The organism is Nocardia tengchongensis, assembly GCF_054781395.1.
The window spans coordinates 105,004-118,978 of sequence record NZ_BAAGUM010000006.1 but is presented as its reverse complement, the minus strand read 5'-3'; the positions used below and the strand labels follow the sequence as shown (position 1 = coordinate 118,978).

Annotated in this window: 11 protein-coding genes; 8 read left to right on the top strand and 3 right to left on the bottom strand. The window is 67.9% G+C overall.

Going from position 1 to position 13,975, the window contains the following annotated elements:
- Positions 1-16: 16 nt before the first annotated feature.
- A complete protein-coding gene (locus ACYVKL_RS11560; protein ID WP_379161973.1) occupies positions 17-1,099 on the bottom strand; it encodes a family 20 glycosylhydrolase in 1,083 nt (360 codons plus the stop codon).
- A 97-nt stretch (positions 1,100-1,196) separates the two neighbouring features.
- Between ACYVKL_RS11560 and ACYVKL_RS11555 the strand changes: the two genes are divergently transcribed.
- The 8 genes from ACYVKL_RS11555 (at position 1,197) to ACYVKL_RS11520 (ending at position 11,776) form a co-directional block, all read left to right on the top strand.
- Positions 1,197-2,573 (top strand): MFS transporter, encoded by a 1,377-nt coding sequence (locus ACYVKL_RS11555; RefSeq protein WP_379161970.1) that lies wholly within the window; start codon positions 1,197-1,199, stop codon positions 2,571-2,573.
- Positions 2,563-2,982 (top strand): MarR family winged helix-turn-helix transcriptional regulator, encoded by a 420-nt coding sequence (locus ACYVKL_RS11550; RefSeq protein ID WP_213560141.1) that lies wholly within the window; start codon positions 2,563-2,565, stop codon positions 2,980-2,982. Before ACYVKL_RS11555 ends, ACYVKL_RS11550 begins: the two co-directional genes overlap by 11 nt.
- A 37-nt stretch (positions 2,983-3,019) precedes the next feature.
- Positions 3,020-3,826 (top strand): N-acetylmuramoyl-L-alanine amidase, encoded by an 807-nt coding sequence (locus tag ACYVKL_RS11545; RefSeq protein ID WP_379161967.1) that lies wholly within the window; start codon positions 3,020-3,022, stop codon positions 3,824-3,826.
- A gap of 123 nt (positions 3,827-3,949) precedes the next feature.
- Positions 3,950-5,905: an APC family permease gene (locus ACYVKL_RS11540; RefSeq protein WP_379161964.1), complete on the top strand. Its 1,956-nt coding sequence runs from the start codon at positions 3,950-3,952 to the stop codon at positions 5,903-5,905.
- A gap of 164 nt (positions 5,906-6,069) precedes the next feature.
- Positions 6,070-6,975, top strand: coding sequence for a metal-dependent hydrolase (locus ACYVKL_RS11535; protein WP_357192244.1), 906 nt, complete (start codon positions 6,070-6,072; stop codon positions 6,973-6,975).
- The gene (locus ACYVKL_RS11530) at positions 6,972-8,084 is read left to right on the top strand and encodes a PDR/VanB family oxidoreductase (protein WP_379161961.1); all 1,113 of its coding nucleotides are present in this window, start codon (positions 6,972-6,974) and stop codon (positions 8,082-8,084) included. The genes ACYVKL_RS11535 and ACYVKL_RS11530 overlap by 4 nt, the downstream gene beginning before the upstream one ends.
- Positions 8,085-8,147: 63 nt before the next feature.
- Positions 8,148-9,875, top strand: a complete 1,728-nt coding sequence (locus ACYVKL_RS11525) for an SDR family oxidoreductase (RefSeq protein WP_379165690.1) — start codon at positions 8,148-8,150, stop codon at positions 9,873-9,875.
- A gap of 599 nt (positions 9,876-10,474) precedes the next feature.
- Positions 10,475-11,776, top strand: coding sequence for a lipase family protein (locus ACYVKL_RS11520; RefSeq protein ID WP_379161958.1), 1,302 nt, complete (start codon positions 10,475-10,477; stop codon positions 11,774-11,776).
- Between the two features lie 7 nt (positions 11,777-11,783).
- Here ACYVKL_RS11520 and ACYVKL_RS11515 read toward each other — a convergent pair whose 3' ends face one another.
- Together ACYVKL_RS11515 and ACYVKL_RS11510 are read right to left on the bottom strand one after the other, a co-directional pair.
- Positions 11,784-12,269, bottom strand: a complete 486-nt coding sequence (locus ACYVKL_RS11515; RefSeq protein ID WP_379161956.1) for a glycine-rich domain-containing protein — start codon at positions 12,267-12,269, stop codon at positions 11,784-11,786.
- Positions 12,270-12,824: 555 nt separating this feature from the next.
- Positions 12,825-13,865: a TerC/Alx family metal homeostasis membrane protein gene (locus ACYVKL_RS11510; protein ID WP_379161953.1), complete on the bottom strand. Its 1,041-nt coding sequence runs from the start codon at positions 13,863-13,865 to the stop codon at positions 12,825-12,827.
- Between the last annotated feature and the right edge of the window lie 110 nt (positions 13,866-13,975).

Below are 13,975 nucleotides of genomic sequence, written 5' to 3'. Positions count from 1 at the left end.
GACGACGGGAGCCCGGCTACCGGGTGCGGAGCTTGCCGGCCATGATGGCCAGTCGCTCCGACAGGGGAGCCGAGATCTCGTCCGGGGTCATGGCCGTGGGGTCGTCACACCACACGAAGATGCCCGAGCCGATCAATTGGGGCCGGCTGGATTCGGGCAGGGTGCTGAGGTCGACGAAGATGCGCGGATTCCACAACTCGAGCAGGGCCGGTGGGGTGTTGAGGCGGGCGGCCGGTCCGCCGGTGACGAAGTAGGTGGGCGTGAAACCGGCATTGACCAAGCGGTTTCCATTGGCGGTGAGCTCGGCGGGCGCGCGTCCGGTGCGGATCCACGGCGCGGTGCCGGCGGACCAGTAGTCCACGATGACCGATGAGTCGAGGCCGAGCGGGCCGGGCCAGTTCAGGCCGTCGTTCCAGACGATCGGGGTCTTGCCCGCCGAGCCCAGAATGCCCGAAGCCCACGTGATGTAGTCGCGTACCGCGTACGGGCTCAACTGCGGGTAGCGGCCGAAATCGCTGACGTACTCGTCCGCGCCGAGGTGCCAGTACGGGCCGGGGAACAGCGGCAGGAACTCGCGCAGCAGATCGCCCATGAGCCGGTAGGCCGCCGGGTTGGACAGGTCGATCTTGGTGGCCGGTCCGCCGAGCAGCGAATCCTGTTGCGCCTCCAGCGGTGTGGTGTGGGCCGGCACGAGCTGGAGTTCGGGATGCCGCGTGAGGATGTGACCCATGTGGCTGGGCATGTCGATCTCCGGCACCACCGTGATGCCGTAGTTGTCCGCGTAGGTCACCAGCGTGCGGATCTCGTCCTTGGAATAGGTCTGCGCCGAGTTCACCTCTGGATGGGTGTCGCTGCGCAGCCGGAACCCTTGGTTGTCGGACAGATGCAGATGCAGCGTGTTCATGCCCAGGGTCGACAGCTCCCGCACCCGTGCCTCGAGCCAGTCGATCGGGAAGTACTCGCGGCCGGTATCGACCATGAGCTGACGCCACGGGTACCCGTCCGCCGTCGGCTGCGCCTCGACCGGTGCTGCAGTGAGCATTGCGGTGGTGAGTACGGCGGCGGCGATGACCAACCGGCGCTTCACGTTTCCCGTCATGGGAATCGAGTGTCCTCCACGCGGGGGACTCCGTATGTGACCGGGGACACATGGCGGCGCCTTGCATCCGGAACAGTTGTGTACACACAATAGTTGTGTGCATACAACCGTTGAGGGGCTGGACTCGCGTCGGAAGACGATCATCCTGGTCACCTGCTGCCTGAGCCTGCTGATCTCGTCCATGGACGCGACCATCGTGAACGTCGCCATCCCGGCCATCCGCGACGATCTGGGCGCGCCGCTGTCGCGGCTGCAATGGATCGTCGACGTCTACACGCTGACCCTCGCCAGCCTGCTCATGCTCTCGGGCGCGGCCGCCGACCGCTTCGGGCGCAAGCGGGTGTTCCGGATCGGGCTGCTCACCTTCGCCGCCGGGTCGCTGCTGTGCAGCATCGCGCCGAGCATCGAGATCCTCATCGGCGCGCGATTCGTGCAGGCCATCGGCGGGTCCATGCTGAATCCCGTTGCCATGTCCATCATTACGACCACCTTCACCGGCCGGGTGGAACGGGCGCGCGCGGTCGGGGTGTGGGGCGCGGTGGTCGGCATCTCGACGGCCTTGGGGCCCATGGTCGGCGGCGTACTCATCGACAGTCTGGGCTGGCAGTCGGTGTTCTGGATCAACCTGCCCATCGTCGCGGTGGCGTTCGCGCTGACCACCATCTTCGTGCCGGAATCGAAGTCGGCCAATCCGCGCGGCATGGATCCGATCGGGCAGCTACTGGCCATCGCGGTGCTGTTCACGCTGGTGTTCGGGCTGATCGAAGGCAAGCCCGCGGTGTTCCTCGTCGCGGCGGCGGCGCTGGCCGGATTCCTGTGGCACGAGTCGCGGCACCGGTCGCCGTTCATCGACCTGCGCTTCTTCCGCAGCTTCCCGTTCTCCTCGGCCACCCTGATCGCGGTCTGCTCGTTCGCGGGGCTCGGGGCGTTCCTGTTCAGCATGTCGATGTATCTGCAAGGCGCCCGGCACTTCTCGGCCGTGCACACCGGACTGCTGTACCTGCCGATGGCGCTGGGCATGCTGGTCTTCTCGCCGCTGTCGGGACGACTGGTGGGCCGCTACGGCACCCGCCCGTCGCTGCTGGCCTCCGGCTCCTTGATGGCGGTGTCCGCGGTCCTGCTCACCCTGCTGCGCGCCGATACCCCGATCTGGCAGCTGGTCATCACCTTCGCGCTGTTCGGCATCGGCTTCGGCATGGTCAACGCGCCCATCACCACCACCGCGGTCAGCGGCATGCCGCTGGATCGGGCGGGCGCGGCCGCGGCGGTCGCCTCCACCAGCCGGCAGGTCGGGGTGAGCCTGGGTGTGGCACTGTGTGGTGCGCTCACCGGTGCGGGATTGTGGTGGACCATCAGTGGATTCGCCGTGGCCGTCATCGGGCTCGGAGTCGCCGCCACTACCGACTGGGCGTACCGCTCGCGAGACCGGATCGCGCCCCTGCTGGAACAGAAGGTCCCCGTTCATGCCGGATGACACGCCCACCACCGACCAGGTCTGGCGGCAGCTCACCCACCTGGTGATGGACACCCGCGACGGCTGGAAACGCGCGGTGGTCGAGCGAACCGGCATGCCGTTCAGCCGGATTCGCATCCTGCGCCGGCTGCTGCCCGGCCCGCTCACCGCCAAGGAGCTGGCCCGGGCGGCCACCATGGACGCGCCCGCCACCACGGTCGTGGTCAACGACCTGGAGGAGCGCGGGCTGGTGACCCGCGAGATCGACCCGGCCAACCGGCGCACCAAGCTGATCTCGCTCACCGCGGCGGGCCGCGAGACGGTGGCCGACGCCCTCGCCACACCCGACCCCGCACCCGCGGAATTGGCCGATCTGACCCCGGCCGACCTGCGCACTCTCCACCAGATCCTGCGCAAACTCGAACACTGACTTACCTGTCCGTGATTGAACCGTTATCGTTTGATCCGTGCGACACCGACACTGGAAGTCCATGACGGCCCTCTGCGGCGTCCTGCTGCTCGCGGGGTGCATGCAGAGCGAGGCCGCAGCGCCGGTATCGGAGTCGCTCGCGCGCTCGGCCCTCGACCGGCCGGCCTCGGATTCCCCTGCCATCCCGCTGTTTCCGATCACGGGCCGCACGGTGGTCATCGACCCCGGCCACAACGGCGGCGGCGCCGCGCACGCCGACGAGATCAACGCGCAGGTGCCCGACGGCCGCGGCGGTATGAAGCCCTGCAACACCACCGGCACCAGCGGCACCGACGGCTACACCGAGCACGAGTTCAATTGGGATGTGGCCCAACGGGTCCGCGACGTGCTCACCGCGCGCGGCTTCCAGGTGATCATGAGCCGCGACAGCGACACCGGCGTCGGACCGTGCGTGAACGATCGCGGCACCCTCGGCAACCGGGTCGGGGCCGCGGCCGTGGTGTCCATTCACGCCGACGGCGCGCCCGCCGGGGCGCACGGGTTCCACGTCGCCTACTCCTCGCCCGCGCTCAACGACGCCCAGTCCGGGCCGTCGGTGCAGCTCGCGACCACCCTGCGCGACACCCTGGCCGGGTCCGGCTTCACGCCGTCCACCTATGTCGGCTCCGACGGCCTGAACCCGCGCCCGGATCTGGCGGGACTGAACTTCTCCGAGCGGCCCACCGCGCTCGTCGAATGCGGCAACATGCGAGATCCCGGCGACGCCACGATCCTCGAATCACCCGACGGCCGCGCCCGATTCGCGCAGGCCATCGCGGACGCCGTCGCGGCCTACCTGCGCTAGCACATTCCCTTCACCCACTCACGGCGCGGGCTCGCTCTGTGCCCGGATTGTCGTGAGTACATTCGTCACGTCATTTCGGAATATTTCGAGAAACCGGACCGCAGAGCTCCGGGGAGGACCCCCTTGACCACGACCGACGTACGGCCGCGCTCGCGCTTCGCGGACTGGCTACTGGAAGACGCGGGGGAAAACCACTCGCAGATCCAGGGCCCGATGGCCAAGAAGCCGCCCAAGGAGCATCAGCACTCCTGGTGGAAGGTGATGTGCCTGACCGGTGTCGACTACTTCTCGACGCTGGGCTACCAGCCCGGTATCGCGGCGCTGGCCGCGGGCGTGCTCTCCCCGCTCGCGACGATCGTGCTGGTCGCGCTCACCCTGCTGGGCGCGCTGCCGGTCTACCGCCGGGTGGCGGGGGAGAGCCACGACGGCGGCGGGTCCATCGCCATGTTCGCCAAGTTCCTGCCCAACTGGTGGGGCAAGATCTTCATCCTGGTGCTGCTGGGCTTCGCCGCCACCGACTTCACCATCACCATGACGCTCTCGGCCGCCGACGGCGCGGCCCACATCGTCGAGAACCCGTATGTGCCCGGGTGGCTGCAGGACCAGAACATGACCATCACCCTGGTCCTGCTGGCGCTGCTGGCGGCGGTGTTCCTCAAGGGGTTCAGTGAAGCGATCAGCATCGCGGTGACCCTGGTCGGCGCGTACCTGGCGCTGAATCTGGTGGTGGCCGCGGTCGGCATCGCCAAGGTGCTGCAGGCTCCGCACCTGGTGACCGACTGGTCGCATCTGCTGACGGCCAAGCACGGCAACATCTTCGCCATGATCGGCGTCGCGCTGCTGGTCTTCCCCAAACTCGCGTTGGGCCTGTCCGGGTTCGAGACCGGTGTCGCGGTCATGCCGCAGATCAAGGGCTCGCCGGCCGACACCAAGGAATATCCGCGCACCCGGATCATCGGCACCCGCAAGCTGCTGACCACCGCGGCGCTCATCATGAGCGGGTTCCTCATCGTCACCAGCTTCATCACCACCATCCTCATTCCGGAGAAGGAATTCGAGGAGGGCGGGCAGGCCAACGGGCGCGCGCTGGCGTACCTGGCGCACGAGTACCTGGGCAACGCCTTCGGCACCGTCTACGACGTCAGCACCATCGCCATCCTGTGGTTCGCGGGCGCGTCGGCCATGGCCGGCCTGCTCAACCTGGTGCCGCGCTATCTGCCGCGATTCGGCATGGCTCCGGAATGGGCGCGTCAGATCCGGCCGCTGGTGCTGGTTTTCGCACTGATCGCCTTCGGTATCACCTGGTACTTCGACGCCAGCGTGGACGCGCAGGGTGCGGCGTACGCGACCGGTGTGTTGGTACTCATCACGTCCGCGGCCATGGCGGTGACCATTTCGGCCTGGCGCAAGCAGCAGTACACGAGGGTGCTGGGCTTCGGTCTGGTGTCGCTGATCTTCGTCTACACCACCATCGACAACATCATCGAGAAGCCCGCGGGTCTGCATCTGGCCATCCTGTTCGTGGTCGCGACCCTGGTGGTGTCGTTCGCCTCGCGTATCCGCCGGGCCTTCGAGCTGCGCGCCGTCGAGGTGATCTTCGACGAGAAGGCCTGCGCGATGATCGACCAGCTGGCCGAGCGCGGCGAGATCCGCATCGTCACCCACGACATCACCGACGGCCGCTCGCCGGAGGAGTACAAGGAGAAGGAAGCCGACCAGCGCCGGGAGAGCCACATCCCCGACAGCGAGCCCATCCTCTTCCTCGAGGTCATCGTGAAGGACCCCTCGGAGTTCAGCACCACGCTGCACGTCACCGAGGTGGACGTGGACGAGTACCACATCCTCACCGTCGAGGCCGCGGCCGTGCCGAACTGCATCGCGTCCATCCTGATCGCCATCCGCGACCGGACCGGCGAATGCCCGCACGTGTATTTCGAATGGACCGAGGGCAATCCGCTGACCAACCTGATGCGCTTCATGTTCTTCGGCGAGGGTGAGGTCGCGCCGGTGACCCGCGAGATCCTGCGCCGGGCCATCCCGCGTCGCTCGCAGCGTCCGCACGTGCACGTCGACAGTTAGAAACCGAATCTCGGCCCTCCGCCGGGCGGCGTGACCTCGCGTTCACGCTGTCCGGCGGAGCTGTGTCACGGCCCCTGTCCGGTTTAGATGTAACTCAGGGTTTCATGCACGGGTAGAATGTTGCTACGCTCACGCAGCAAATCGCTACGAGACCAGGAGTACCGATGAAGCTACTTCCGAAGCTGGGCCGCCGAGAGGTGACCGAACCCGGAGAGGTAGCCCTGCATGCCCGCAATGTCCGGTTCGATTGGTCGCGGACCGAACCGGTCTGGATGAAGCAGGAACCGATCGCCTCGCACGTCCTCAATGCCCTGAGCATGCTGCTGCCCGAAGGCGAGCGCATGTTCCTGGTGACCTTCGGGGAAGCCCTCGAACTGGTCAAGGACGAGAAGCTGCGCGAAGCCATGATCGGATTCATCGGCCAGGAGTCCATGCACGCCGAGAGCCACCACGGCGCCCTCGAAGAGGTCCTCGCCGCCCACGGCATCGACGTCGAGCCGTACGTCCGGCAGGCCGAATTCCTGTTCCGCAAGACCCTCGGACCGCGCGAACTGGCGACCACGGCGGCGCAGCAGCAGCAACTCGTCGAGCGGCTCGGCGTGATCGCCGCGCTCGAGCACTTCTTCGCCTTCCTCGGCGACTGGGTGATCAACGCCGACCTCGAACAGTTCGACGCCGACCCGCAGATGCTGGACCTGTTCCGCTGGCACGGGGCCGAAGAGGTCGAGCACCGCATGGTCGCCCACGACGTGGCCGAGTACTTCGAGGTCGGTTACGTGCGCCGCGGCGCGCTCATGCTGATCGTGTTCCCGATCTTCATCGCGCTGCTGCTGCGCGGCACCAAGTTCCTGGTGCACGCCGACCCGACGCTGCCCAACCACCGTTATCCGATGCTGGTCGCGCGGATCTTCGCGGCCATGTGGCGCGGCTCGGTGCCCGGGATCCCGTCGCTGCTGATCAGCGCGCTGTCCACGTTCAAGCCCGGCTACAGCCCCGAAGGTGTCGGTTCGACCGCGCAGGCCGTGGCCTACCTGGCGCAGTCCCCGGCCGCGCGTGTGATGGCCTCGTGAGCGCCGCTATCCGACCCGTTCCACTCGCACCGCCGCAGGACCTGTTCGGCAAGGGACGTGCCGACCGGACCACCCGGGTGCTGGACTTCATCGCCGAAAACCGTTTGCGCTGGGCCACTTTCGTCAACCGGCACGAACCCGACGTGCGGGTCGACGCCTGGCGGATCCCGCTCGTGGTGGTCGAACGGCGCGTCGAAGCCCACGACACCGACGTGGTCAGCCTGCTGATGACCGCGCCCGACGGCCGCGCCCTGCCCGAATGGCGGCCCGGCGCGCACCTGGACCTGGAGCTGCCCTCGGGCAAGGTCCGGCAGTACTCGCTGTGCGGCGATCCCGCCGACCGGCACGCGTATCGCGTTGCGGTGCGGCGCATTCCGGACGGCAACGGGGGATCGCTGGAGGTGCACGACGAGGTGCGCGTCGGCACCATGATCACCGTGCGCGGGCCGCGCAACGCCTTCCCGTTCGTGCTCCCCGGCCACGGATCCTCCGCCGCGCGAGTGCATTTCGTCGCCGGCGGCATCGGCATCACGCCGATCCTGCCGATGATCCGGATGGCCGACCGGCTCGGCATCGACTGGACCATGGTGTACGCCGGGCGCTCCCGCGACACCATTCCGTTCCTGTCCGAGGTGGAATCGTTCGGGTCGCGGGTGACCGTGCGCACCGACGACGAACACGGCATCCCGACCGCCGCGGACCTGCTGCCCGGCGTCGGACCCGACACCTCCGTCTACTGCTGCGGACCGGTCGTCATGACCCAGGTCATCGCCGACACCGTGCACGAGATGCGTGGCGTGGAACTGTATTCCGAGCGGTTCTCGCCGCCGCCGGTGGTGAACGGCACCGCCTTCCAGGTGGAGCTGGCCCGCACCGGCGAGGTGCTGGACGTGCCCGCCGACAAGTCGGTCCTCGAGGAAGTGCTCAAAGCCCGTCCGGACAGCTCGTACTCGTGCCGTCAGGGCTTCTGCCGCACCTGCGTGGTGCGGGTGCGCTCCGGCGAGGTCGACCATCGCGACACCGTGCTCACCGACGCCGAACGTGCGGCCGGCGACATGCTCATCTGTGTATCCCGTTGCGGCGGGGACCGTTTGGTGCTGGACCTCTAGCACCGTTCCAATCAGGAGAAGATCGTGACCGATCAACCCACCGTCATCCCCGCCGCCGAACGCATGGTGCGCAGCGGCGAATTCGACATCGCCGTCTACGAATACGGCGAGCCGTCGGCCGAAACCGTTGTGCTGGTTCACGGCTGGCCCGACGACAACCACCTGTGGGATCGCGTGGTGCCGCTGCTGGCCGACCGCTTCCACGTGGTCACCTACGACACCCGCGGCCACGGGCGCTCCACCCGCACCGAGCGCACCGAGGACTTCCGGCTCGAGCACTTCGCCGCCGACTTCTTCGCCGTCGCCGACGCGGTGAGTCCCGATGCGCCCGTGCACATCCTGGCCCACGACTGGGGTTCGGTGCAGATGTGGGAGGCCGTGTGCGAGCCGCAGGCCGCCGGGCGGGTCGCGTCCTTCACCTCGGTGTCCGGACCCAACCTCGACCACCTCGGCGCGTGGGTGCGCTCGCGGATGTCGCAGGGCAAGGTGTGGGGGCCGTTCACCCAGCTGCTCTCCTCGCTCTACACCGGTCTGTTCATGACGCCGGGCGTGCCGCGGGTGGTGCTCAAGCCGCTGGGCACCGAGAAGATGTGGTCGCGGTTCGTCGGCCTGATGAACGAGACCTCGCCGGAGAACATCAAGCTGGGACCGGAATTCCGGCGCGACTTCTTCGACGGCATGCGCATCTACCGCGCCAATATCCTGCAGCGCCTGGGTGATCCGCGTGAACGCCGCACCGAGGTGCCGGTGCAGCTGGTCATCGCGCGCCGCGATGTGGCGGTGCGGCCCGCCGGCTACTCCGACACCAAGGAGTACGCGCCCAACCTGTACCGGCGTGAGGTCGGCGGCGGGCACTGGTTGCCGTTCTCCCACCCGGAACTGCTGGCCACCTCCACCATCGAGCTCATCGACTCGCTGCGCACCGGGGACGCGCCGCGCACCCTGCGCCGCGCCGAGGTCGGGGCCGAGCAGCGGCCCTTCGACCACAAGCTGCTGGTGATCACCGGCGGCGGCAGCGGCATCGGCCGTGAGACCGCGCTCGCCTTCGCGCGCAAGGGCGCCGAAGTCGTGCTCTCCGACATCAACCTGGACTCCGCCAAGGAGACCGCCGACCTCATCGCCGGTATCGGCGGCGTCGCCCACGCCTACCAGCTCGACGTGTCCGACGCCGATGCCGTCGCCGAACACGCGAACGCGGTCATCGCCACCCACGGTGTGCCCGACATCCTGATCAACAATGCCGGTGTCGGCGCGGCGGGCGACTTCTTCGACACCTCCGCGGCCGAATTCAACCGGGTGCTGAACATCAACCTGCACGGAGTCATCAACGGCTGCCGCGCCTTCGGCAAGGCCATGGCCGACCGCGGCCTCGGCGGCAGCATCGTCAACCTCTCCTCCATGGCCGCCTACACCCCGCAGCGCGGCTTCGCCGCCTACTCCACCTCCAAGTCCGCGGTCTTCATGTTCTCCGACTGCCTGCGCGCCGAACTGGCCGGCAACGGCATCAGCGTTTCGACTATCTGCCCCGGCATCGTCCACACCAATATCGTTGCCGCCACCCGCTTCTCGGGCGTCTCCGCCGAGGAGGAAGCCGCCAAGCAGCAGCGCTACGACAAGCTCTACGCCGCCCGCCGCTACGGCCCCGATAAGGTCGCGGACCAGATCGTCAAGGCCGTCGAGAACGGACGCGACGTGGTGCCGGTGACGCCGGAAGCCTGGCTCCAGTACCGCTTCAACCGTTTCGCGCCGGCCGTCGCCCGCTTCTTCGCGGCGCGGGTCAAGCTGACGTAGCGAGTACCCGGTGGTGAGGGGCTCATACCCGTGATGAGTCCCTCATGGAATGCGCTTGATCGGGCCGACTCTCCCCGCGTAGCTTTCGGCTACGCCTCGCTGCCGTAGGGGCGGCGAGCCGGGGGAGGAGGCCGACGATGTTCGCTGTCATTTTCGTCGTTGTCGTCAGTGTGATCACGTTGGGGACCGTGCTGGCGGTCATCATCCGGGGCGAACGCGATCGAGCGCGTAGAAATCGCGGCACCAGCTGGGGATACGGCGGTGGCGCCGGCGACTGGGGCGGGGACTCGAGCGACAGCCGCGGCCACCACATGGGCGACAGCCACGGCCACCACATGGGCGGCGGTCACGGTCACCACGGGGGCACCAGTCACGGCCATCACGGTTGCGGAGGCGGACACAGCGGTTGCGGTGGTGGCAGCAGCTGCGGCGGTGGTGGTTGCGGCGGAGGCGGCGGCAACTAGGGCGTGTCTCATATGGGTCCAAGACCGGCGCGATCTTGGTCGTCGGTTCGGGCATCCATCCCGATCGGGGGATGTACTCTGACTGCCGCTAGGGGGATTCGCGGGAGTCGGTCCCCTCCGGGGAGGGAAGTCCGAATGGTGGGCAGTGCCGTATCGGCCTGTGGTGCAACGGGTTCAGTGGTCAAGCGCGGTCAGCTGCGCTCGGCTGTGATCGCAGCGTCGGCCGTGTTGTGCGTTACCGGTATTTCCATGGCGGTCGCTGGCGCGGATCCGCTGCCGACTCCGCAGAACGACCCGTTCTACACCCCGCCATCGGGCTGGGACTCGAAGGCGCCGGGCACCATTCTGAATTCGCGACCCGTCGAGGTGGCCTCGATGGGGCCGCAGGCGCAGGACGCCGATGCCTGGCAGTTGCTGTATCGAACGACCGATACCGCCGGCCACCCCATGGCGACCGTGACGACGGTGCTGCGCCCGCGAACCGGGCAGGTCAAAGGATTGATCACCTATCAGGCTGCCGCGGATGCCTCGGCCCCACAGTGCGCTCCCTCGTTCACGCTCCGGCAAGGAGCGCCCGACAAGTACGACGCCTCTCTGGATCTCATGCAGATCGACCAGATGTTGTCGTCCGGTCATGCGATTTCCGTGCCCGACTGGGAGGGGCCGAAAGGCTCGGTGTTCACCCCGAGACAGCCGGGTTACGCCGCGCTCGACGGCGTGCGCGCAGCCGAGGGTTTCGCGCCGCTTGGCCTGTTTGGCACCGATACTCCGGTTGCCGCGGCGGGCTACTCCGGCGGATCGTTCGCGACCGATTGGACCGCGCAGGTTCAACCGGCCTACGCCCCTGAGCTACGACTGGTCGGTGTCGCCTCGGGTGGCGGGTCAGCGCCCATCGGCCCCTACCTGGAGTCGCTCGATTCCGGTCCGTTCTCCGGTTTCCTGCCGTCGCTGCTGCCGGGCATGATGCGCGCCGATCCACGTCTGGCGGCGGCGTTCGACAAGTACCTGACACCTGCCGGGCAAGCTCTGATGGCTGCGGGTGACAGCAAGTGCATGACGCCGAACGTGTCTCAGCATGCGTTCCTGCGCATGGACGACTACCTGACGATCCCTTTTACGCAACTGTTCGCGCAGGCACAGGCGTCGCTTGCCGACCTGGACGTCGGCGCCGTGGCACCGACCGCGCCGCTGTACATCTATCACGCCGTGAACGACGAGGCCGTCCACATCGCGGAGGTCGACCAGGCAGTGGCACGGTGGTGCGCGTCCGGGGCGCAGATCACCTATACGCGGGACCAAATGAGCGAACACCTCAGTCTCGAATTCGGTGCGACCGCTGCGGTCCTGCGTTGGATCGATGACCGGCTGGCGGGGCAGGCCGCGCCGGACGGTTGCTCGACGCGCACGGTGCCGTCCATGTCGCTCGGTGGTGCGTAGCGCGCGGTCAGCCCGCCCGCAACGCTGCTTCGATCGAGTGGACCCGCTCCGTGGGAATCCCCCACGGATGGTCCACTCCCACAACGCTGTCCAGATCCCACAGGACGCATTCCTCGCCCGGTCGCGCCACGAACGACCAGGCGACCACGGTGCGCCCCAACTGCTCCGCCATCGGGTCTCCGGACCCCGTGCCTTCCCCGTCCGGGAAGTGGTGCAGGAATCGCCCGTACGCCTCACCGCACAGTCGCGCATACCGTTTCGTGCACAGGATGAGCCCGTGCCAGGCCTCGTCCACCGCGTGTGACGGCATCCCGATCACCCGATCGTCGCGCATCGCCGCCCCGCAACACCGCAACCATTGCCGCAAACCGGTTTCCACCAGCTCCCGTGGCTGCCACGGACAGGTCTTGAACACCGCCTCCGGAAGCTCCAGCGCGTCCACCACCCGATTGACCTGCTCGATGCTCGGACGCCGAGAACGGTTCAGCAACATGGCTACACGCTACGACGAATCCCGCGACCGGGTGGGGCCCGAAAAATAGGTTGGCCGAAGCGATTCCCCGAGCGTATTTTTCGGCTAAATCTCGCGGTCACGGCTGCCGCGAGACGGGGGAGGAGGCCGGCGATGATCGGCACGATAATTTCCGTGATCCTGTGCCTCGGCTTCGTGAGCGCGCTGAGTTACGGGGTGATATCCGGCATCCGGACCGATCTCGAAGTCAAGCGTCGCCGGGAGAGATGGCGGGCCGGGGGAGGCTGGTCCGGTGGCTCGACCTACGGCGGCGGCGGTGTGATCAATGGCAGCACGGGCGGCGGCGCCGGTGGCAACAGCGGGTGCGGCGGCGGGCACAGCGGATGCGGCGGTGGCTGCGGTGGGGGAGGTTGCGGCGGTGGGGGTTGCGGCGGTGGAGGCGGCGGGGGTTGTGGTGGTGGAGGCGGTGGGTGCGGAGGCGGCGGCGGTTAGCCCGGCGCGTCCACCGCCCGATCGAATGGATCGAGCGGTGGACGCCGGAAACGGTTCAGCGGCATCGGCTTACGCCGTGGCGGCTCACTGCGGGTCGGCCACGGTTTCTTTCTCCTCGTCGCCGCGGGTGGCGTAGATGCTGGTGAGGGTGACGGTCGCCAGGACCACCACGATCACCACCAGGGAGGCGGCGGTGGGGATGGTCGGCACGCCGTTCCAGATGCCGTGGGCCCAGTGCAGGACCAGCTTCACGCCGATGAAGGCGAGGATGGCGGCCAAGCCGTAGGCCAGGTGGACCAGGCGGGACAGGGCGGCATGCAGGACGAAATACAGCGCGCGCAAGCCCAGTAGCGCGAAGGCGTTGGTGGCGAAGACCAGGAACGGGTCGCCGGTGACGCCGTAGACCGCCGGGACCGAGTCGACGGCGAAGACGATGTCGGTGGCCATGACCGCGGCCACCACCAGGGCGAGCGGGGTCAGGACGCGGCGGAGCTTGCCGGGCTGGTCCGGGTCGGCTTCCTTCACCACCATCTTGGTGCCGCGGTAGTCGTCGGTGACCGGCCAGATGCGGCGCAGCAGCTGCACCGACTTCATGTGGTTGACGTCCAGTTCCTGCTCGTGGCCGCCGGCCGCGTCGGCCAGCAGCTTCAGCGCGGTGACCAGCAGGATCAGGCCGAACAGCAGGAACGCCCAGTCCAGGGTGGCCAGGGCGGCCGCACCGAGGGCGATGAAGATGCCGCGCAACACCAGCGCGCCCGCGATGCCGTACAGCAGCACGCGTTGTGCCAGCGCCGCCGGGACCGCGAAGGCCGACAACAGCAGCATGAAGATGAACAGGTTGTCCACCGACAGCGACTTCTCCAGCAGATAGCCGGTGAAGAACTCCACCGCCGGCGTGCCGCCGTTGTTGAACCACAGGAACACGCCGAACGCCACCGGCAGGGCGATGTAGAAGACGGTCCAGCCGATGGCTTCGCGCATGGACACTTCGTGCGGGCGGCGGGTGAGCGCGAAATCGAGCACCAGCAGTGCCAGCACCGCGGCGATGGTGCCGCCCCACAGCCAGGGGGTTCCGATGCTGTCGATGACGGGGGTAGCGGCGAGAACGGTAGGGGTAGGACTCATGAGGCCTCCTCGGACATGGCAAACCAGCCGAGGTCTCCTTCACCCGCGATACCGTGGGCAACCACCCGGGGGACGCGACGGCGCGGCCCGTACTGACCGGAATGATTCGT